Genomic DNA, 20763 nt, shown 5'->3' with positions numbered 1-20763 from the left:
GGCATGATGGGTCGCCGCACCGTCGCCCTGCTGGGCCCCGCGTTCGTCGCGGCGATGGCCTACGTCGACCCCGGAAACGTGGCGGCCAACCTCACCGCAGGGGCCACCTTCGGCTACCTGTTGGTGTGGTCGTTGGTGCTGGCGTGCCTGATGGCCATGCTGGTGCAGTACCTCTCCGCAAAGCTGGGCGTGGTGACCGGCGAGAGCCTCAGCGGCCTGGTCCGGTCCGCCCTGCTGAGGCGTCGCGGCGGGCCGGTGTGGCGCGCGCTGTACGCGGCCCAGGCGCTCACCGTCGCCATCGCCACGGACGTGGCCGAGGTCGTGGGCGGCGCCATCGCGCTCAACCTGCTCTTCGGGCTGCCGCTCCCCGCCGGGGCCGTGATCGTCGGCCTGGTGTCCATCCTGGTGCTGCAATGGCTTCGGTCCCGCGGAGAGGTCTTCTTCGAGGCGCTGCTCGCCGGAGTCCTCGCGATCATCGCGATCGGCTTCCTGTCCAGCCTGTTGTGGCTGCCACCGGATCCGATCCAGGTGGTGGGCGGTCTCGTCCCGAGGTTCGACGGCGCCGAGTCGCTGCAGCTTGTCGCCGCGATGCTCGGCGCCACGGTGATGCCGCACGCCGTGTACCTGCACTCAGAGTTGGCTCGGACCCGCCACTCGGGATCCGAGGAGACGGTGCCGCGGCTGTTGCGCGTGCAGCGGGTGGACGTGGCGGTGGCGCTCACGGTCGCGGCCTTCGTCAACGTGTCGATGCTGCTCTTCGCCGCCGCCGCCCTGCGGGGCGCGACGGTCGACTCCATCGAGGCCGCACACGGCGAGGTCGCGGCGCTCGTGGGCCCCGTCGCCGCGACAGTCTTCGCCATCGGACTCCTGTTCTCCGGCGTGGGCTCGGCCATCGTCGGCACCGATGCCGGCGCGGGCATGGTCCGCGACCTCGTTTCGCCCCGGATCACTCCGACGGTGCGCCGGTTGATCACGCTGGTGCCCGCCGTCGCCATCCTGCTGGCCGGCCTGCCGCCCACGCAGGCGCTCGTGCAGTCCCAGCTGATCCTGAGCTTCGGCATCGGGTTCGCGGTGGTGCCCCTGGTGGCGCTGACGGCCAGCCGACGCACCATGGGCGAGTACCGCAACCCCGTGTGGCTGACCGCTGTCGCGTGGGCCGTGGTGGCGGCCGTGTTGGCGCTCAACGTCGCCGTGATCGTCACCAGCCTGTAGCCCCTGTACCGCTCAGCGGAAGATGCCCGCCTGGAACGACCCCTCCAGTTCTTCCAGCGAGCGTCCGCTGGTGTTGGGGAGGTACTTCCACAGCAGCACGAAGCAGACGACGCCGACCCCGAAGAAGAGGCCGAAGACGCCCTGGAGCCCCGACACGCTCACGATGATCGGGAAGGCGAACGTGAGGGCCGCGTTCATCAGCCACATGCCCAGGATGGACACGCCCATGCCGAAACCGCGCATGCGCAGGGGGAAGATCTCGGACAGGCACACCCAAACCGGCACGTTGAGGGCCAGCTGCATGAAGAACACGAAGGTGACGCAGAGCGTCAGGATCACCCAGGCCCGCGTGGTGCCCTGCGGCATGGTGGCCGCGGCCACCAGGATGAGTCCGTGGACGAGCGTGGTCGCCGCGAACCCACCGACGATCATGGTGCGCCGCGGGACGCGGTCCACCAGGAGGAAGAGGCACAGCGCCGACCCGACCACGGCGAGCACGCCGTTGGCGATGTTGGCGACGATGGCGGCATCCGAGGAGAAGCCGGCCTCCTTCAGAAGCTCGGTGCCGTAGTACATGATCGAGTTGATGCCGGTCAGCTGCTGGGCGATGGCGAGACCGAGGCCGGTGAGCACGAGCCGCCGGATCCAGGGGGCGCCCATGTCGCGCCACCCGCCGAGCTGGGTGCGGGCCTCGACCCGGGCCAGTCCCTCGACCTCGTCGATCTCGGCGCGGGCCCGATCCGGGGTACGCACCTGCTCGAGGACCTCGAGTGCCTCCGCGTGCCGTCCGCCGGAGATCAGCCAGCGGGGCGACTCCGGCATCTTGAGCATGCCGATGAACAGGGCCACCGCGGGGATCGCGCACATCGCAAGCATGTAGCGCCAGACGCCCTCGTGATCGCCCCACACGTTGGCGATCACGGCGTTGATGACGAAGGCCAGCATCTGCCCCAGCACGATGGCGAGCTCATTGCGGCCGGAGAGGGCACCACGCCTCTCCGTCGGGGCGAGCTCGGCCAGGTAGACGGGCACCGTCACCGAGGCAGCGCCGACGGCGGCGCCCAGGACGAAGCGGGCCGGCAGCAGCACGGCCAGGCCGGGGGCGAACACGCAGCCGAGGGTTCCGATGAAGAACACGACGGCGACCATGGTCAGCGTCCTCTTGCGGCCCAGCCGGTCGTTCATGCGGCCGCCGATGAGGGCGCCGATGGCCGCGCCGACGAGCAGGGTCGCGGTGACCAGGCCCTCGGTGAAGCTCGTGAGCCCCAGCTCGATCTTCATGGGCTCCAACGCGCCGTTGATCACGCCTGTGTCGTAGCCGAACAGGAGGCCGCCGAAGGTGGCCACGATCGCGATGTTGTCCAGCCGGCGCTGGTGCGCGCCCGGCCGGAGGGGCGGCAGCGCCACCTGGTTCTGTGCGTCCCGAATCGTTGTCATGTGCGCCTCCCTGTCCGTCAGTGCTCGACGATGAGTCTTCATTCCGGGCCGGCTGGCACCTGGGCCCGTGCACACACTCTAAATCATGTACTTACAAAAGACCCGCCGACCCCCACTAAGAGTCCTAGTGGAGATCGGCGGAGTCAGAATTGTCTGGACGAAGGTTAGGACACTCCCCCGAACAACGACGTCACGGAGCCATCGAGGAAGACAGCGGCGATCGCCTTGGCGATCAATGGCGCGATGGACAGGACGGTCAGGTTGTTGATCGGCTGCTCCGTGCGGATGGGCAGCGTGTTGGTGACGATGATCTCGGAGACGTTGGCCGCGTTGAGGCGCTCGACTGCGGGCCCGGAGAAGATGCCGTGCGTGGCCGCGGTGATCACCTTGGAGGCGCCGCGGTCGTGCAGCGCCTGCGCCGCCTGAGCGATGGTGCCCGCGGTGTCGATCATGTCGTCGACCAGGATGCACACCTTGCCCGCGACGTCGCCCACCACTTCATGCACGGCCACGGTGTTGGCCTTGTCGTGGTCGCGCCGCTTGTGGACGATGGCCAGCGGGGTGCCGAGCACGTCGGTCCACATGTCGGCCAGCCGCACCCGGCCGGCATCGGGCGACACCACGCACATGTTGCCCACGTCGTAGTTCTTCTTGACGTATTCCGAGAGGACGGGGAGGCCCCACAGGTGGTCGACGGGACCGTCGAAGAAGCCCTGGATCTGGGCCGCGTGAAGATCCACCGACATGATCCGGTTTGCGCCCGCCGCCTTGTACAGGTCCGCGACCAGCCTGGCCGAGATGGGCTCGCGGCCGAGGTGCTTCTTGTCCTGGCGCGCGTACGGGTAGAAGGGCGCCACCACCGTGATCCGCTTGGCAGAGGCCCGCTTGAGCGCGTCGACCATGATGAGCTGCTCCATCAGCCACTCGTTGACCGGGGCGGTGTGGGACTGGATGACGAACGCGTCGCAGCCGCGAACGGACTCCTCGAAGCGCACGTAGATCTCGGAGTTGGCGTAGGTGAGCGCACGCGTGGGCACGATCGGCTCGTCCATGATGGCGGCCACCTCCTGCGCCAGCTCGGGGAAGGCGCGCCCGCTGAAGAGCATGAGGTGCTTGTTGTTCTTGGCGATCTGCGACACGTCGATCAGGCCTTCTTCTTCTCGCGGGATTCCAGGACAGCGGGGTGGACGCTGCCGTCGTGCTCGGCGGCTGCGGCCGCCGCCTTCGACTCGGGTCGACGCTCGGTCATCCAGCCGTCGATGTTGCGCTGCCGGCCCCGCGCCAGGGCGAGGCTCCCCGCCGGGACATCATCGGTGATCGTCGACCCGGCACCCACGAGGGCCCCGGGACCGATGTCGACCGGCGCCACGAGAACCGTGTTCGAGCCGACGAACGCCCGCGTGCCCACATGCGTCGTGGACTTGTTGACGCCGTCGTAGTTGGCGAAGATCGTGCCCGCGCCGATGTTGACGCCCTCGTCGATGATCGCGTCCCCGGCGTAGGTGAGGTGGGGCACCTTGGCACCGTCGCCGATCACCGCGTTCTTGGTCTCGACGAACGTGCCGATCTTGCCGCCCTTACCCAGCTCCGTGCCGGGCCTCAGATAGGCGAACGGGCCGACGGTGGCGTTCTCACCGATCACCGCGAATGAGCCGTGCGTGCGGATCACCTCGGCGCCAGGGCCGACCTCCACGTCCATGAGCGTGGTGTCCGGGCCGATGATGGCACCCTCCCCCACCGTCGTGGCGCCCTGGAGGATGACGCCGGGCATGAGGAGCACGTCGCGAGCGAGGTCCACGTCCACGTCGATCCAGGTGCTCGACGGGTCCACCATGGTGACGCCGGCCAGCATCCAGGCGTCCCGGATGCGGCGGTTCATCTCCAGGTTGATCCGGGCCAGCTGCACCCGGTCGTTGACGCCCTCGGTCTGCCACACATCGTCGATCAGATGCGCGCCCACGCGCTGGGCGCGCTGGTGGGCGAAGGTGAGCACGTCGGTGAGGTACTGCTCGCCCTGTGCGTTGTCCGTGGTCAGGGAGGCCAGTCCCTCGCGGAGAGTGGCGGCGTCGAAGACGTAGATACCGGAGTTGATCTCGTCGATGGCGCGCTGCTCGTCGCTGGCGTCCTTGTGCTCGACGATCCCGGTCACGGCGTCGCCGTCGCGAATGATGCGGCCGTAGCCGGTGGGGTCCTCGACGCGCGCCGTCAGCACGGTGACCGAGTGGTGGTGGGCGCGGTGCACGGCCACCAGCTGGCGGAGGGTGTCTCCGGTGAGCATGGGCACGTCGGCGTAGGTGACCACCACGTCGCCCTCGAACTCGCCGAGGTCAGCCAGTCCGCACGCGACGGCGTGGCCGGTGCCCAGCTGGTCGTCCTGGACCGCGGTGGTAACAGCCTCGGACAGCTTCTCGAGGTGGTCTGAGACCTGCTCACGGAGGTGACCCACCACGACGACGAGGTGCGCCGGGTTCAGCGCGGCAGCCGCGGAGACGGCGAAGCTGAGCATCGGTTTCCCGGCCACCTCGTGGAGGAGCTTCGACTTGGCCGACTTCATGCGGGTCCCGCCGCCGGCGGCGAGAACGACGACTGCCGCGACGGGCGCTAGGTCGCTGTCAGTGGTGGACACGGGTGTTTCTCCTTCGGTCGCCGACCGCGAGCTCCGCCGGGGGCTCACCCGGTCAAAATACCAGCCCCGCCCCTGCCCCTGCGCGCTGTACGCCTCTCGGGTGACCACCGAAGGGGCCGGAGCGCGGAATCTCTCCCCCAGTGACGGTGTCCTCGCTCGGGTCTGAGCGGGGACACCCGCACTGGGGGAGCGTTTCCGCGATGAAGGTCGCTTGAAAACGTTATCAGACTGTGTTTGACTGGCCGCGACCGCGCGACGAGGGAGTGACCGTGACCGATCTGGCCTGGGGGCACGCAGGGCTCACGCTGACCTTCTCCACGAGTCCAGATGGGCCAGTGGCACTGACCACGGCGAGGGCCGACGGGGTGGAGGTCAGCTCCGCCGAACCCGTCGGCCTCGTTCAGATCCTCACCGCCGGCTCCGGGCACGCGCTGGCCAGCACCCGCGTCGGGATGACCGCTCTCGGGGAACACCTCCGCTACGTCCGGCACGAAACGTCAACGGAGGGTGCGTGGCACCGCCTCCGCCTCACCCTCGCCACCCCCGGTATCCAGGCCGACGTGCTCCTGGCCTCCCCCGACGGCGTGGCCGCGTTCTCCTCAGAGGTCACCGTGACGGCCACCGGGGAAGTACCGGTCTGCCTGCGGTCCGTCTCCTCCTGGGCCGCGCCGCTCGGCGTGCGCGACGCGGGGGCCTGGGAGTTCCACAGCGCGGCCAGCGACTGGCTGGCCGAGTCGCGGTGGAGCGCCCGGTCCTTCCGTCCGGACCTGTTCCCGGCGATCGCCGCCCAGCTCACCGGGGTGCGGCCGAGGGGCACCGCGACACTCGTCTCCCGCGGCACCTGGTCCAGCGGCGAGCACGCCCCGGTCGCCTCCGCGACCTCGGACTCCGAGGGCGCGGCCTGGCTGTGGCAGGTGGAACACAACGGGCCTTGGCGGATCGAGGTGGGTGAGGAGCACGAGGACTTCTCCGTGGCCCTGTCGGGCCCCACGGACCTGGACCACGCCTGGACGCTCGTCCTGGCCCCGGGAGAGTCGTTCACCACCGTCGCGTCCGCCGTCGCCCTCGGCGCCTCCCTCGACGACGCCGCCGCCGCGATGACCCGCTACCGACGCGCCGCGCGCCGCCCGCACCCGGACAACGAGCTGCTCCCCGTGTGCTTCAACGACTACATGAACACGCTGAACGGCGATCCCACCAGCGCGAAGTTGCTCCCCCTCATCGACGCGGCGGCCGAAGTAGGCGCGGAGGTGTTCTGCGTCGACGCCGGCTGGTACGACGACTCCGGACACTGGTGGGACAGCGTCGGCGAGTGGCTGCCGTCGACCAGCCGCTTCCCGGGAGGGCTCGACGAGGTGCTCGGCCGGATCCGGGGCCACGGCATGACGCCCGGCCTCTGGCTCGAGCCCGAGGTGATCGGCGTGCGCAGCCCCATGGCGGACCGGCTTCCCGCGGGGGCGTTCCTGCAGCGGCACGGCCAGCGGATCGTCGAGCAGGACCGCTACCACCTGGATCTGCGCCACCCCGCCGCCCGCGCGCACCTCGACGACGTCGTCGACAGGCTCGTGCGCGACTTCGGGGTGGGCTTCTTCAAGCTGGACTACAACATCAACCCCGGCTCGGGCACGGATCACGCGGCCCCGAGCGTCGGACATGGGCTGCTGGAGCATTCGCGCGCCGTGCTGGCCTGGCTCGACGGCGTCCTCGACCGTCACCCCGGGCTCATCCTGGAGAACTGCGGCTCCGGCGGCATGCGCGCGGACTTCGCCATGCTGAGCCGCCTGCAGCTGCAGTCCACCTCGGACCAGCAGGACTTCCGGCTCTACCCGCCGATCGCCGCGTCGGCGCCGCTGCAGATGCTCCCCGAACAGGCCGCCAGCTGGGCCTACCCGCAGCCCGGCATGGACCCCGAGGAGATCGCGTTCTGCCTGGTCACGGGGCTGGTCGGCCGCATCTACCTCTCCGGGTACCTCAACACCATGACGGAGCCTGAGCTCGGCCTCGTCCGCGAGGGGGTCGCCGCAGCCAGAGGGCTGCGCGCCGAACTCCCGCACGCCCTCCCCTTCTGGCCGCTCGGACTGCCTGCGTGGGCGGATACCTGGGTCGCCGTCGGACTCCGCACCGGCGACGACGCCCTCGTCGCGCTGTGGAAGCGGGGCGAGGCCGAGGGCGTGGCGCTGCCGGTCCCCCGCCTCGTGGGCCGGGAGGCGACGGTGACCGCCGTGTTCCCGCGGGCCGCGGGCGGCTGGGACCTCCGCTGGGACGCCGCGACCGGCCTGCTGCACGCCGAGACCGCCCTGACCACCAGCGCCCGCCTGATTCGACTCACGCCCTCGGAGCGCCGTGGGTGAGGCGCCGGCGCCGCCCGCCACCATCAGGGACGTGGCCGCGCTGGCCGGGGTCTCGGTGCCGACGGTGTCGCGGTATCTCACCGGCGCCGCGCGGGTCAGCGACGACAAGCGCGCCCGCATCGCCGCCGCCGTCGCAGAGCTGGACTTCACGCCGAATCCCGCCGCCCGGGCGCTGGGTGGGCGGGCGCCCGGCGTCGTCGCGGTGCTGGCGGGCAACACGTCGCGCTACGGCTACGCCGAGACCCTCCGCGGGATCGAGGAGGCCGCGCGGGCCGACGGCCACCTCGTCACCATCACCGCGCTGGACGGGGCCGGGGAGGCGCAGCTCGACGCCGCCGTCGGTTTGGCCCTGTCTCAGCCCGTGGCCGGGGTGATCGTGCTGGCGTTCGACCCGGCGGGCGTTGCGGCACTCAATCGCCTGCCCTCCGGGGTGGCGGCCGTAGCGCTCGCGGGGGGCCGCTTCGACGGAAGGGCGCAGATCGTCATCGACGAGGACGCCGGCGCCTTCGCGCTCACGTCACACCTGCTCTCACTTGGACATCCGACGGTGCACCACGTACGCGTCCCCTCCCCCGGGGGCGAGGGCGGCCGCACCGCGGGCTGGCGCCGGGCGTTGCACGCGGCGGGCAGGCAGGTGCCCGTCATCATCGAGGCGGGCTGGGACCCGGCCGAGGCCCGCCCTCTCGGAGCCGCGCTCGCTCGGCGCGACGACGTGACGGCAGTGTTCTGCGGAAACGACGAGGTGGCCATGGGACTGATCGCCGGCCTCCGAGACCTGGGCGTATGCGTCCCGCGTGACGTGAGTGTCGCGGGGTTCGACGACCATCCACTCGCACAGCTGTGGGACCCGGCGCTCACCACCGTCGCCCAGGACTTCGCCGAGCTGGGCCGCCGAGGCTGGCAGCTCCTCCGCGACCGCGCGGTCGGACCATCCCGCATCACGCTCACCCCAGACCTCGTCCTGCGCGCCAGCACCGCCGCGCCCCGCACCGGAAGGCCCGCCCGTGACCACTGACCGACTCGTCGTCGATTTCTCCTCCCCCGTCGGCCCGTTCCGCGGCGGCGCCTCCGGCACGCTGTACGGGTTGGGCGACGACGGCGTCCCCACGGCAGCGCTGCTCAACGGCGCCCACCTCACCAACACGAGTCAGAAGGCACCGTTCGGGACGCAGCACCCCAGCGGAGACGCGCTCGCCGTCGAGGGGGGTTTCTTCGCCAAGCACGGCCGCGACATGTACATCTACATCCAGGACCACTACCCGGACTGGCCGTATCACGGCGGCCGGAGGCCCGGTGACGGCCCGGACGGCACCTGGGCGTTCCTCGACGTGGTGGAACGGATCACCGAGGCCGTCGCCACCCGCTCGGCCCGGCCCCGCGACTACGTGCTGATCCCCTTCAACGAGCCCGACGGCGGCAACTGGTACCCCGAGTGGCCCGAGCATCGCGAGCAGTTCCTCGCCGACTGGCTCGCAGTCGTGGGCGTGATCCGGCGCGTCTGGGCGCGCCACGGCTTGGGCGCGCCAAGGATCGGCGGGCCTGGCGACATGCAATGGCAGCCCGAGCGCACAGCCGACTTCCTCGAGTTCGCCGTCGTCCACGACTGCCGCCCGGACGTCTTCATCTGGCACGAGCTGGGCATCGACAACCTCGGCACCTACAGGGGGCACCTGCGCGAGTATCGCGCGATGGAGGCCGAGCGGGGCATCGCGCCCATCGACGTCAACATCACCGAGTACGGCATGCTCCGAGACATGGCCGTCCCCGGGCAGCTGATCCAGTGGCTGGCCATGTTCGAGGACACCAAGGTGGACGCCCAGATGGCCTACTGGAACTACGCGGGGAACCTGTCGGACAACACCGCCCGCGCGCACGGCGCCAACGGTGGCTGGTGGATGCTCAAGTGGTACGGCGACCTGGAGGGCGCGACGACGGTGGCGGTCACGCCGCCGCGGCCCGACGTGCCGGACACCCTCCAGGGGATCGCCGCCGTCGACGACGCCAACCGCCGCGCCACCGTGTTGTTCGGCGGGACGGACAGCGACGTGCTGCTGGAGGTGGCGGGGCTGGACCCGGCACTGTTCGGGGCTCGGGTGGACATCGAGGTCCGGGAGGCGGCGTTGACCGGCGTCGACGGACTGCACGCCGCGCCGCGGGTGGTGTCGTCGGTGCGCGCGGTGCCGTTGGCCGACGGTGGGCTCAGCCTCCCCGTCGCGCCCTACGACCGGTTCTGCGCCTACCAGGCGCTGATCACCCCCGCCGTGGCCGGGGCGTCGGCCGTTGATCCGTGGTGCGCGACGGTGGAGGCGGAGGACACGGTCCTCACGGGGGCCGAGGTGTCGCGGTACGACCCGAAGGCCGAGGAGGGCTGGCAGTTCCTGGCCGCGGGTGGGGCGGACGTGTCGTCGTTCCGGGAGGTCTCCTCGTCGGCCGCGTGGACGGTGGAGGTGCCCCGCGACGGGACGTACCGCTTTCAGGCGATCGGCAGCGCAGCAGGCGAGCCTGGGCGTCACGCGCTGTTCGTCGACGGCGGGTTCGCGGTCTTCGTCGACCATCCGGCGAGTCTCGCGCTCAACGAACGGTCGCGGGGGAAGTACCGCGGGAGCGCGGAGGCGACGGTGCCGCTGGCCGCGGGTCGGCGCGAGTTGTCGCTGCGGACGAGCGTCGACGGGGTCTCGCTGCTCCCGGGGGCCGAGGTCACCCTGGACCGGTTCGTGCTCATGGACGCCACCGATGGTGATCCCGCCACCTACCCGGCCAGCACGTTCAGGCTGTTCGACGGCGCCCGTCTGGACTGGACGACGCTGGGCGACGGCGGGGCCAGGCTGGCTGGGGCCGGGCGCGCCGACGTGTACGCATCGGCTTGGGAGTCGGGCTACCACGATCTTGCGGTCGCGGTGGTGGGTGACGGGGGCGCGAGTGTTGCGGTGAGGGTCAATGGCCAGGACGCCGGAAACCTCGAGGTCGCGGCGGGGGCCGATGTGGGCACTGCGAGGGTGTTCCTGGTGCAGGGCGTCAACGAGATCGAGCTCAGCTGCCCCGCCGGAACATCCCTGGTGACGTCGCTGCTCGTGACGCGCGCCGTCGAGGGCGACGCCGCCGTGATCCGGCTGCCCTGGCACGACGGGGGCTCCATCGCCCGCGCCGGGGCCCTGTCCTCCGCGGGCGAGTTCGTCGTCATGGTGACCTACGCCAACGCGGAGCTCCGAGGCGACCACGACTACAACCCCCAGGTGGTGGACCGGCGCATCGAGGTGTGGGAGGGGCACCGACGAGTGGGCCGCGCCCATTGCCGCTACACATATTCCTGGGACAACGTCCTCGAGCGCGCCATCCCGGTGACCCTGATCACGAAGGACCAGCCGCTACGCCTGCTCAATCCGGACGGCGACCTCCCGCTCATCCGTGAGGTCACGGTCGCCCCCCTGCGTGTCCAGCCGCTGTCAGGGTGAGTCGGCCAGATCCCCCGTGGTCATCGCATCCACCTCCGGGCTGGAGATCAGGCCCAGCTGACGAGCATCTGTGGCACGGTTCCTTCGGGTGCGGGCGCGTCCGCTCCGGCGCAGCCCTCCGAGTAGCATCGCGTCAGGCCGCAGCCGCGGCGGAAGGCAGTAGCGAGGAGACGTCGTGGCATCATCGGCCCGCACCCCACGACGCCCCAATCTCGAGCAGGTCGCAGCCGCCGCCGGGGTTTCCAGGGCAACCGTGTCGCGCGTCGTCAACGAGGTCTCGACGGTGGATCCGGAGCTGCGTGAGCGCGTGAAGCGGACGATCGCGGACATGCGGTACGTCCCGAATCACGCGGCCCGGACGCTCGCCACCAGCCGCACCGACGCCGTCGCCCTGGTCGCCGCCGAGCCGGACCCTCGGGTGTTCGGCGACCCGTTCTTCTCCGCCATCGTCCGCGGGGTGAGCCAGGAACTGCTGGACGCCGACGTCCAGTTGACCCTGCTGATGGCGCAGTCCTACCCCGATCTGGACCGCATCGAACGCTACCTCCGCAGCGCACCGCTCGACGGGGTGTTGCTCATCTCGGAGCACGCCACCTACAACCCCATCCCCCGCGCGATGCTCGACGCAGGGATGCCGCTCGTGATCGGCGGGCGCCCTATCGATGACTCCGCGGGCGTGCCCTACGTCGACAACGACAACGTCGGTGGTGGGCGGATCGCCGCCGAACACCTCATGGCGAGGGGATGCCGGAGGATCGCCACGGTGGCAGGACCCGCCGACATGTCCGCCGGCATCGACCGCCTACGGGGCTTCACCGAGGCCCTCGGGGCACTCTTCGACCCGAACCTGGTCGAGCACGGGGACTTCACGCAGCCGAGCGGCGAGCTGGCCACCGAGCGCCTGCTGAGCCGCTCCCCGGAGATCGACGGGATCGTCGCCGCATCCGATCTCATGGCGCTGGGCGCCCTGCGCGCCCTCCGCCGCGCCGGTCGACGGGTGCCGGACGATGTGGCGGTGGTCGGTTTCGACGACATCCCCCTGGCGGCCGCCGCGGAGCCGCCGCTCAGCACGGTGCGTCAGGACACGGTGCTGCAGGGTCGCGCGATGGCGCGGATGCTTCTGGGAGCCGTACGCCCGGATCGGCTTGCCCCGCCTGAGCCCGGACTCCCGGATCTGCACGGACTGGACAGGCTCGTCCTCCCGGTCACGCTGGTCGCGCGCGAATCCGCCTGACCCCCTTGCCTCGGCGGAAGTTCTTTGGTTCACTGAGAGAGCGCTCTCTGGGAGCGCTCTCTACGGGCGAGGATGCCCGTAGAGCCCCCACACGAAAGACCACCGCATGTCCGGACCGGGGTCCCCATCCGTCCCGAGAGCAGGTGGCGCCGCCCTGGCGACCGCCCTGCTGCTCTCGTTCCTCACCGCTCCCTCCGCCATCGCCAATGGGCTTCCTGTCGTCGACGACTTCGAAGCTCCCCTGGTGACCGGCGCCTCCACCTCCGGCGGCGTGCCGCTCGGCTTCTTCGTCGCCACCGATCCGAACAGCACGACGACCTTCGAGCGCACCACGTCTGCACCGGAGCGTGAACCGGGGTCCGCTGAGGGCAACCACGTGCTGAAGGGCGACTTCACCGTCAACTCCTTCGGCGTGATCATCCACGGCTTCGAGGACGAGACCGGGGCCGAGTGGGTCTCCCAGGACTGGAGCGCCTTCGAGGGCCTGCAGTTCGAGCTTTACGGCCAGAACACCGGCACCAACCTGTTCATCGACGTCATCGACAACACCACCCCCGGGTCCACCACCGACACCGCGGAACGGTTCAGCGCGGCCTTCGTCGACGACTTCTCCGGCTGGAAGACGATGCAGCTGCCGTTCGCCGACATGGCACGCAAGGAGATCGGCAACGGCGCCCCCAACGACGGCTTCGGCCTCACCGAGGTCCATGGCTGGGCGTTCGGGACGCTCGCGACGAGCGGCACCCAGTCCTACTACCTCGACGACTTCACGCTCTACGGGGTCGCGCCGGAGCGGCCGCTCACCGTCGGGTTCTCCGTGGCCGACACGCAGGTGGTGGAAGGATCGACCGCGACGGTCGAGGTGAAGCTGAGCAAGCCCTCGGCCGATCCGGTGACCGTCGACTGGTCCACCACCACCGGCACCGCGACACCCGAGCGCGACTACGTGCCCAGCTCCGGCACGGTCACCTTCGAACCCAACCAGACCCGCGCGACGATCGCCGTCGAGACGATCGACGACGACGCCTACCAGGGCGAGCGTGGAGTCGTCCTCGAGCTGAGCAACCCTCAGGGCGCCGCGATGGGACGGCCCCCGCTGACCCGCCTTCTCATGCTCGACGACGAGAGCTACGACCCGAGCCTCGTCGACGGATTCGAGGCCGGAGCGTACTTCTGGGAGGCCACCAAGCGCACCACGGTCGACACCCGTGAGATCGCCGCCGGCGACCCGCTCGCCGTGCCTGCCCAGGACGCGTACGAAAACGTGCTCGAGGCCTCGCTCCCCACCTCGGGCTACACCGCGGTGCGCCGCGAGTTCCCAGCGCCCCAGGACTGGAGCAGCTCGGCCGGGCTCGAGTTCCTCTACCACGGCACCGGCAGCGGTAAGAAGGTGAGCGTCGGCATCGAGAACAATGCCACGCAGGAGGGCGACGCGGATCCTGCGACCTGGGAGCTCGCCTGGGCCGACGAGTTCAACACGCCCGCCGGCACTGCGCCGAACGCCGACATCTGGACCCACGAGATCGGCGACGGCACGATCATCGGCAAGCCGGGCTGGGGCAACGACGAGCTGCAGTACTACACCGACAGCACCGACAACGTGGCCACCGACGGCGAGGGCAACCTCGTCATCACGACCCGGGAGACCGACCCCGAGACGGCGCAGCAGTGCTACTACGGCCCCTGCCAGTACACCTCCGCCCGCCTGGTGACTCAGGACAAGGCCGAGTTCCAGTACGGGCGCATCGAGTCCCGCGCGCAGGTCCCGTCCGGTTCGGGCCTGTGGCCCGCGGTGTGGGCACTGGGCAGCGACATCAACCGCAACCCGTGGCCGGCGTCGGGCGAGATCGACATCATGGAGAACGTGGGCCGCAACCCGAACACGGTGTTCGGCACGATCCACGGCCCTGGCTACTCGGGGGGACAGTCCTACGGTGGCACGTACGACTTCGACGTCCCCGTCGCCGACGACTTCCACACGTTCGCAGTCGAGTGGGCCCCCGGTGAGATCACCTGGACGGTGGACGGCATCGAGTTCCACGACGCCGCTCCCGCCGACGTGGACCCGAACCAGTGGGTCTTCGATCACCCCTTCTTCCTCATCATGAACACCGCCGTCGGTGGCAACTTCGGTGGGGCGGTGGGCGCGAACACGGTGTTTCCCCAGACCCTGAAGATCGACTACGTGCGCGTCTACCAGCCCGTGGCCCGTCCGGTGACGTTCACCTCGACCTTCCGCGACGACGTCGCGGGATGGCGCACGATGACGGTTCCGTTCAGCTCGTTCATCAACGACGACGGCGCCACGCTCGACCTCGCAGACGTTCGCGCGATCACCCTCAGCGCGCAGACCAAGCGCGGCCAGTTCCTTCTGGCCGACGACCTGCGCCTGACCTGCTCCTCGGTCATGGAGGTCACCACGGACGCGGACACCGGTCCGGGGTCCCTGCGCTCCGCGCTGGGCGCGGTGTGCGCCGGCGGGACGGTCACCTTCTCCGAGGACCTGGCCAGGGCGACCATCCTCAGCGGCTCCGAGCTCAAACTGGGCAAGGACGTCACCATCGACGCGTCGGCGGCGCCGGGGTTGACCGTCAGCGGCCAGGGCTCCAGGCGGGCGCTCGTCGTCAACGCAGGCGTGACGGCCACGGTCACCGGGCTCACGCTGCGCGACGGCTACGGCTTCGACCTCGCCGGCGGCGTGCTCAACAATGGGAACCTGACGCTCGACCACGTCGTGGTCGCTGACAGCGAGGTCACCACCGGTGGCATCGACTTCTGGAAGGGCGGGGCCGGGATCTACACCGGCGAAGGCGCCACGCTCGTGCTGCGCGACAGCACGGTGCGAGACAACTCCGTGACCGGCGGCGCCGGGGGCGGGGTGTACGGGTTCTTCAACTCCACCATCACCATCGAGCGCTCGACCGTCAGCGGCAACTCCTCAAACGACGTCGGCGGCGGCATCCGGTCGCTCGGCGACACGACGATCGTCAACAGCACGATCAGCGGCAACGCGTCGACGGGCTGGCACGGGGGCGGGGTGTTCCACACCGACGGCGCCCTGACTGTCTCGTCCTCGACCGTTACCGGCAACAGCTCACCCGGGGGAACCGCGGGCGGGCTGTTCCTCGGCTCGTTCGGCGCCCTGGACGGCCGGGCCACGATCCAGGGCTCCTTGGTGTCCGGGAACACGGGCGACGAGTGCGTCATCTTCTACGGCGGTCCGTTCGCAATGGAGTCGGGCGGCGCCAACGTGCTCGGGGATGCATCGTGCGGCGAGGCGTCCGACACGGACGTCGTCGTCGCGGACGCGCTCCTCGGGCCGCTCGCCGACAACGGCGGACCGACGCTCACCCACTCGCTGCTGCCCGGTAGCCCCGCCATCGACGCGGGCGATGCGGGGGCGGCACCCGCCACGGACCAGCGCGGCGTCGCGCGTCCGCAGGGCGCCGGTCCCGACGCCGGGGCCTTCGAGGTGGAGGTGCCGTGACCTGACCCAGCAGGCCGGGTAGCACGTCGGCGGGTGGCTCGCCTCCACGCTGCTACCGGGGTCAGTCCCAGCCGGGATCGGCCGGGCCGTCGCCGTGGTCTGGGATCGGGAGCCGCGCCCCGTTCTGGCGTGCGGACTCGAAGGCGACGACCCCGGGCAGGGTGAACCGGGCCGCCCGCCAGGCGTTGACGGGGGGCTGGGTGGCCGTGGTCACGGCGCGGACGAAGTCGTCGGCGAGGTAGTGGTGGCTGCCCTCGTGACCGTTGTGGGCGCCGTCGAACTCGCGCGGCAGGCGCGCGCGGTCCTGCACCTTGGCGCTACCGGAGGCGAAGCTCTGCATCAGCGCAGGATCCACGTCACCGAAGCCCTCCGGCAGCTCGCCGGGCCCGGTGGCGAGCAGGTCGCTCACGTCGAGCGTCGCGCCCTTGGCGTAGTCCTCGCCTTCGGTCTTGACGCTCAGGGTCGCGCCGTCGCCGGACTGCTCGAAGACCTCCTCGGTGCCATAGAAGCGGAACCGGGACTCGTGGCCCTTCCAGTAGCCCACCCGGCGGAACTCGTTGGTGCGCATCGCGCCGCCGTCGGCGAGCTCGAACAGGGCGGTCATGTTGGAGAAGTCGTTGCCCCAGCGGGAGATGGACTTGTCGAAGATGCCGTCGGTCCCTGTGTCGACGATGCCGAGGCACGACACGGAGGTGGCGTAGGTGGGCAGCGCCCCGAGCACGCCGCCGATGGCGTGGGTCGGATACAGCATGGGCGGGTAGCTGGCGGTCGGCTTCCAGTCCTCCCCGCCGCTGAACTGGTAGGCGGCGGAGAATCCGTTGTCCATGTCGTGGACGTAATCGCCCTCGGAGTAGAAAACGCGGCCCAATTCGCCGTCGGCGATCCGCTTGCGCGCGTAGATCACGGCGGGGTTGTAGTAGCTGGTCTCCCCCATCATGTAGATCAGGCCGGTCTCCTCGACCTTGGCGACGATGGCTGCGATCTCCTCCGCGCTGATGGCCATCGGGACCGCCGAGTAGACGTTCTTGCCCGCCTCGAGCGCCTTGAGGGCCAGCTCACCGTGGCTCCAGCGCTGCGTCATGATCGCCACCGAGTCCACATCGGAGGCCAACAGGGCGTCGACGTCCGCGAAACTCCCGGCCAGGCCGTACTGCTCGACGTGCTGCGCGGCCCGCTCCGGAACGAGGTCGGTGACGTAGACCTCCTCGACGGCTGGGTGCAACTGCCAGAGGCTGATGAAACTCCGGGCGAACTGGCCGGTTCCGATGACACCGATCTTCATGAGGGTGCAGTCCTTTCGACTGAATGCGTGGGCCGCGGCGACGCGGCGACTGCAAAGTTACCCACTGACGCCCCCTCCGCGCTCCATGCTCGACCTGTGCGACCGTCAGATCGACGGGCCTCAGCGCAGCTCCAGTGTGAGTTGGGCCCGGTGATGCCGGTAGTGCCGAGGAGCCCACCTGAGCACGTCGGCTCGGTTCATCCACGGCTGGAAGTACGGATCCCAGTTCTCCGGCACGCTCATCCCCCGCCCGAGCTCCGCCGGCGTGGCCCCGTCCGCCCAGCCGATCAACCAGGAGGTGTCGCGGCGCATCCACCCTTGGATCAGCCTGAGTGGCACCACACGCCCACCCGCGGCGCTTGCCGCATAGTTGATCCACCCGTAAGGCCGGCTGGCGGCGGCCAGGAGCCTGGCCCATGCTCGCGATGCGCCAGGCGGCAGGCGCGAGAAGCCACCGATCAAGGGGATGAACACCCTGGCGATTCGCTGACCGAACCACAGGTGGAACAGCATCTCCCGGTTGGTCCACCTCGTGCCAATGGTGCGTGCGTCCAGCCGCGCGTCGGCGGCGCCCGCTATCAAGCGGTCGAAGTCCTCCCGCATCCATTCCAGTTCCGCGCGGGCCTCGGGGTCCACAGCCACCAGTCCACACTACGCACACACCACGGGCGCCGGTGGAGGGGCCGACACCGGACCTGTTGCATGAACCGGGTACGTCAGGGGGTCAGGGCTGCGGCGCTGCGCGACCAGTCCAGGCCGTCGATCCATGCCATCGAGTGCTGCGACGGGACCATCGAGTGGTTCGAAGCGTCCGCGGTGCTGTCCCGATTGCACAGGCCGCCGAGAGCGACATCGACGGGCAGGCCGTGCAGGTCTATGCCGGGCCCGGCTGCCACTTCGTGCAGTACGGCCTGCGCAGGGGCGAGATGTTCAGGCGATACGGCCTCCAGGGTCTCGGCCTGAGGACTCGGTCCACCTTGCGGGAGCCGGTCGAGCGTGCGGCCGAGGATCCCCTAGACTGGCCCGCGACACGGGGTGCCCCCAGACGAGGGGCTGAGAACACACCCGCGAACCTGATTCAGGTAATTCTGACGGAGGAACTGTCCTGTGACCACGTTTACGCTCCCCACCATCCCCCGACGCGCCACGAAATCCGGGCCGTGGCGCCGGCTCATCGCCGCCCTCGCCACACTCGCCGCCGTCACCCTGGGCGTCACCGGATGCGGGCCCGACGCCGGCGCCGCGATCCCCGACGACACCACCGTCGTGCGCTTCGCCCTCGACTGGACCCCCAACACCAACCACACCGGCCTGTACGTGGCACTCGAGCGCGGCTACTTCGACGAGGCCGGGATCGAGGTGGAACTCCTGCCGTTCAACCAGTCGCTACCCGACCAGTTGATCGACGCCGGCCAGGCTGAGTTCGGGGTCAGCTTCCAGAGCAACTTCACCGTCGCGAAGGCCGCCGGCGCCGAGATCGTCTCCGTCATGGCCGTGCTGCAGAAGTGGGCCACCGCAATCGCGGTCAAGGCCGACGGCGGCATCGCCCGCCCGGCCGACCTCGACGGCCGCACCTACGCCGGATTCGGTGAACCTGCCGAGGAACTCATGATGCAGCGGGTCATTCAGGCCGACGGCGGCGCCGGGGACTTCGAGACGGTCACCCTGGGCACGTCCGCGTACGAGGCCCTCTACGCAGACCGCGCGGACTTCACGGTCCCCTTCCTCGCCTGGGAGGGCATCGAGGCGGAGCACCGCGGCTACCCCCTGCGCTACTTCCACTACACCGACTACGGCTTCCCCGACACCTACAACGTCATCGTGTCCGGGAGCCCGGACTGGATCTCGGAGCACCCGGACCAGGCACGCGCGTTCGTGACCGCCCTGGTCCGCGGCTACGAGTTCGCCGCCGAAAGCCCCGACGAGGCCGCCCAGATCCTCATCGACGCCAACCCGGGCTTCTTCACCGACACCGATCTCGTCATCGAAAGCCAGCGCATGCTGTCCGACGAATACCTCACCGACGACGCGGGACTGGTGGGCACCCAGACAGAAGACACGTGGCAGCGCTACGGGCGCCTCCTCGTGGACAACGGCCTCCTCGACGGTCCCGACGGCCGGCCGCTGACCACCGAACCGGACTGGGCCGGTTACTTCACCGATGACCTCGTCGGCTGACACAGCCGCCCTCCCGCGACGGCCACCTCCGCGACACAGCCGGCGAGGCGAGCGCCTCCGGGCGGTGTGGCCGGTGGCGGTGAGCCTGGCCGTCCTGCTGACGCTGTGGGAGCTCGCGGTCGCGGTGTTCCAGCCCCGGCCGTCGATCCTGCCGCCACCGAGCCGCATCGCCGAGCAGGCGCTCATCCACGCCCCCCAGCTCGCTGAGCACACCTGGGCCACCCTCATCGTGACACTGGCCGGGTTCACCTGCTCGCTCGCCTTCAGCTGGGCGGTCGCCATCACCGTCGACTTCAACGACACCCTGCGCCGGGCGATCACACCGCTCCTCGTCGCGTCCCAAACCATCCCGATCATCGCGATCGCGCCCCTGATGATCCTGTGGTTCGGGTTCGGCCTGCTGCCGAAGATACTGCTCGTGGTGCTCGTCACCTTCTTCCCCATGCTCCTGGGGCTGATCGAGGCCTTCCGCGCCACACCCTCCGGCAAGGCAGAACTCCTCGCGAGCATGGGAGCCACCCGCTGGCAGCAATTCCGCTACCTGCGACTGCCCCAGGCGCTACCGGCGTTCTTCACCTCGCTGCGGATCGCCGTCACCTACGCCGTCGTCGGCGCCATCTTCGCCGAATACGCCGGCTCCACCGCCGGCCTCGGGGTCTACATGGCAGTCCAGAAGAACGCCTTCCGAACCGACCTCGTGCTCGCCGCCGTCGCGACCACCGCCGCGGTCAGCATCACCCTCTTCGCTCTGGCCGTGCTCGCCGAACGACTCGTCGCCCCGTGGGCACGACGAGTCCGGCACGACCCCGCAGGGCGGCGCCGGTGAACGCCCCCATCCTCCAGGTACAGCACCTCAGCCACCACTACCCCGACGGCACCGCCACGCTCGACGCCCTCAGCTTCGACCTCCACGAGGCCGAAGTGGTCTCCCTCATCGGCCCCAGCGGCTGCGGCAAGAGCACCCTGCTCCGCGTGCTCCTCGGACTCGAGCAACCCACCTCAGGGCAAGTGACCCTCCGCCCGGGCACCCCGAAGCACCCCTTCGCCTACCACGCCCAGGACGACAACCTCTTCGAATGGCGCACCGTCATCGACAACGCCGCGCTCGGCCTCGACGTGGCCCGGCGGAATCGGGCGGCGAGCAGGGCCCTGGTCCGCGCCATGCTCCCCGAGTTCGGCCTCGACGGCTTCGGCGACCACTTCCCCAGCCAACTGTCCGGGGGAATGCGACAACGCACCGCCCTGCTGCGCACCGTCGCCCAACATCGCCCGATCCTATTGCTCGACGAGCCCTTCAGCGCACTCGACGCCCTCACCCGCTCCGACCTCAACACCTGGCTCAGAGACGCAGCCACGCGCCACGGCTGGACGATCCTGCTCGTCACCCACGACCAGGCAGAAGCAAGGTTCCTCTCCCACCGCATCATCGAACTCAGCGCTCGACCGGCCACCGTGATAGGGATGTTGCACGATTCTGCGAGTGGCAAGCATCAGTCCTAGTCAA

At 70.1% G+C, this 20763-nt stretch carries 15 protein-coding genes and 1 riboswitch; of the genes, 9 read left to right on the top strand and 6 right to left on the bottom strand.

Annotated features, from left to right (window positions below; translation table 11 throughout):
- Positions 1 to 3 precede the first annotated feature (3 nt).
- Positions 4 to 1212: an Nramp family divalent metal transporter gene (locus ACX1D0_RS00625; protein ID WP_527252171.1), complete on the top strand. Its 1209-nt coding sequence runs from the start codon at positions 4 to 6 to the stop codon at positions 1210 to 1212.
- Between the two features lie 12 nt (positions 1213 to 1224).
- Here the strand turns inward: ACX1D0_RS00625 and ACX1D0_RS00620 are convergent, their stop codons facing one another.
- The 3 genes from ACX1D0_RS00620 to glmU form a co-directional block, all read right to left on the bottom strand.
- Entirely contained in the window at positions 1225 to 2649 is a 1425-nt protein-coding gene (locus tag ACX1D0_RS00620; protein WP_459018985.1) for a sugar porter family MFS transporter, read from the bottom strand.
- Between the two features lie 164 nt (positions 2650 to 2813).
- On the bottom strand, positions 2814 to 3788 hold the full coding sequence (locus ACX1D0_RS00615; protein WP_459018984.1) for a ribose-phosphate diphosphokinase: 975 nt from the start codon (positions 3786 to 3788) through the stop codon (positions 2814 to 2816).
- A gap of 5 nt (positions 3789 to 3793) precedes the next feature.
- Positions 3794 to 5275 carry a bifunctional UDP-N-acetylglucosamine diphosphorylase/glucosamine-1-phosphate N-acetyltransferase GlmU gene (glmU, locus tag ACX1D0_RS00610; protein ID WP_459018983.1) on the bottom strand — a complete coding sequence of 494 codons (1482 nt, stop codon included), beginning with the start codon at positions 5273 to 5275 and terminating at the stop codon, positions 3794 to 3796.
- Positions 5276 to 5544: 269 nt separating this feature from the next.
- On the opposite strand from glmU, the gene ACX1D0_RS00605 reads away from it, so the two are divergent.
- From ACX1D0_RS00605 to ACX1D0_RS00585, 5 genes are all read left to right on the top strand, one after another.
- Complete coding sequence (locus tag ACX1D0_RS00605; RefSeq protein ID WP_459018982.1) at positions 5545 to 7626, top strand: glycoside hydrolase family 36 protein; 2082 nt, start codon at positions 5545 to 5547, stop codon at positions 7624 to 7626.
- Positions 7619 to 8641, top strand: coding sequence for a LacI family DNA-binding transcriptional regulator (locus ACX1D0_RS00600; protein WP_459018981.1), 1023 nt, complete (start codon positions 7619 to 7621; stop codon positions 8639 to 8641). Before ACX1D0_RS00605 ends, ACX1D0_RS00600 begins: the two co-directional genes overlap by 8 nt.
- On the top strand, positions 8631 to 11078 hold the full coding sequence (locus ACX1D0_RS00595; RefSeq protein ID WP_459018980.1) for a carbohydrate-binding protein: 2448 nt from the start codon (positions 8631 to 8633) through the stop codon (positions 11076 to 11078). Before ACX1D0_RS00600 ends, ACX1D0_RS00595 begins: the two co-directional genes overlap by 11 nt.
- Before the next feature lie 175 nt (positions 11079 to 11253).
- Positions 11254 to 12312 carry a LacI family DNA-binding transcriptional regulator gene (locus ACX1D0_RS00590; protein WP_459018979.1) on the top strand — a complete coding sequence of 353 codons (1059 nt, stop codon included), beginning with the start codon at positions 11254 to 11256 and terminating at the stop codon, positions 12310 to 12312.
- Between the two features lie 106 nt (positions 12313 to 12418).
- Positions 12419 to 15799: a choice-of-anchor Q domain-containing protein gene (locus tag ACX1D0_RS00585; protein ID WP_459018978.1), complete on the top strand. Its 3381-nt coding sequence runs from the start codon at positions 12419 to 12421 to the stop codon at positions 15797 to 15799.
- 61 nt (positions 15800 to 15860) lie between these two features.
- On the opposite strand, the gene ACX1D0_RS00580 is transcribed toward ACX1D0_RS00585, so the two are convergent.
- The 3 genes from ACX1D0_RS00580 to ACX1D0_RS00570 form a co-directional block, all read right to left on the bottom strand.
- The gene (locus ACX1D0_RS00580) at positions 15861 to 17081 is read right to left on the bottom strand and encodes a Gfo/Idh/MocA family protein (RefSeq protein ID WP_459018977.1); all 1221 of its coding nucleotides are present in this window, start codon (positions 17079 to 17081) and stop codon (positions 15861 to 15863) included.
- Between the two features lie 120 nt (positions 17082 to 17201).
- Complete coding sequence (locus tag ACX1D0_RS00575) at positions 17202 to 17723, bottom strand: DinB family protein (protein ID WP_459018976.1); 522 nt, start codon at positions 17721 to 17723, stop codon at positions 17202 to 17204.
- A gap of 74 nt (positions 17724 to 17797) precedes the next feature.
- Positions 17798 to 17977: a hypothetical protein gene (locus ACX1D0_RS00570; RefSeq protein ID WP_459018975.1), complete on the bottom strand. Its 180-nt coding sequence runs from the start codon at positions 17975 to 17977 to the stop codon at positions 17798 to 17800.
- A 125-nt stretch (positions 17978 to 18102) separates the two neighbouring features.
- Positions 18103 to 18199: riboswitch (TPP riboswitch) on the top strand.
- Here ACX1D0_RS00570 and ACX1D0_RS00565 point away from each other — a divergent pair.
- From ACX1D0_RS00565 to ACX1D0_RS00555, 3 genes are all read left to right on the top strand, one after another.
- Positions 18189 to 19259 carry an ABC transporter substrate-binding protein gene (locus ACX1D0_RS00565; RefSeq protein WP_459018974.1) on the top strand — a complete coding sequence of 357 codons (1071 nt, stop codon included), beginning with the start codon at positions 18189 to 18191 and terminating at the stop codon, positions 19257 to 19259. (Overlaps the previous riboswitch by 11 nt.)
- 73 nt (positions 19260 to 19332) lie before the next feature.
- Entirely contained in the window at positions 19333 to 20085 is a 753-nt protein-coding gene (locus ACX1D0_RS00560; RefSeq protein ID WP_459018973.1) for an ABC transporter permease, read from the top strand.
- A complete protein-coding gene (locus ACX1D0_RS00555; RefSeq protein WP_459018972.1) occupies positions 20082 to 20759 on the top strand; it encodes an ABC transporter ATP-binding protein in 678 nt (225 codons plus the stop codon). Before ACX1D0_RS00560 ends, ACX1D0_RS00555 begins: the two co-directional genes overlap by 4 nt.
- Positions 20760 to 20763 lie beyond the last annotated feature (4 nt).

The organism is Tessaracoccus pujii (assembly GCF_054483895.1).
This window is presented reverse-complemented; position numbering and strand designations above follow the sequence as displayed.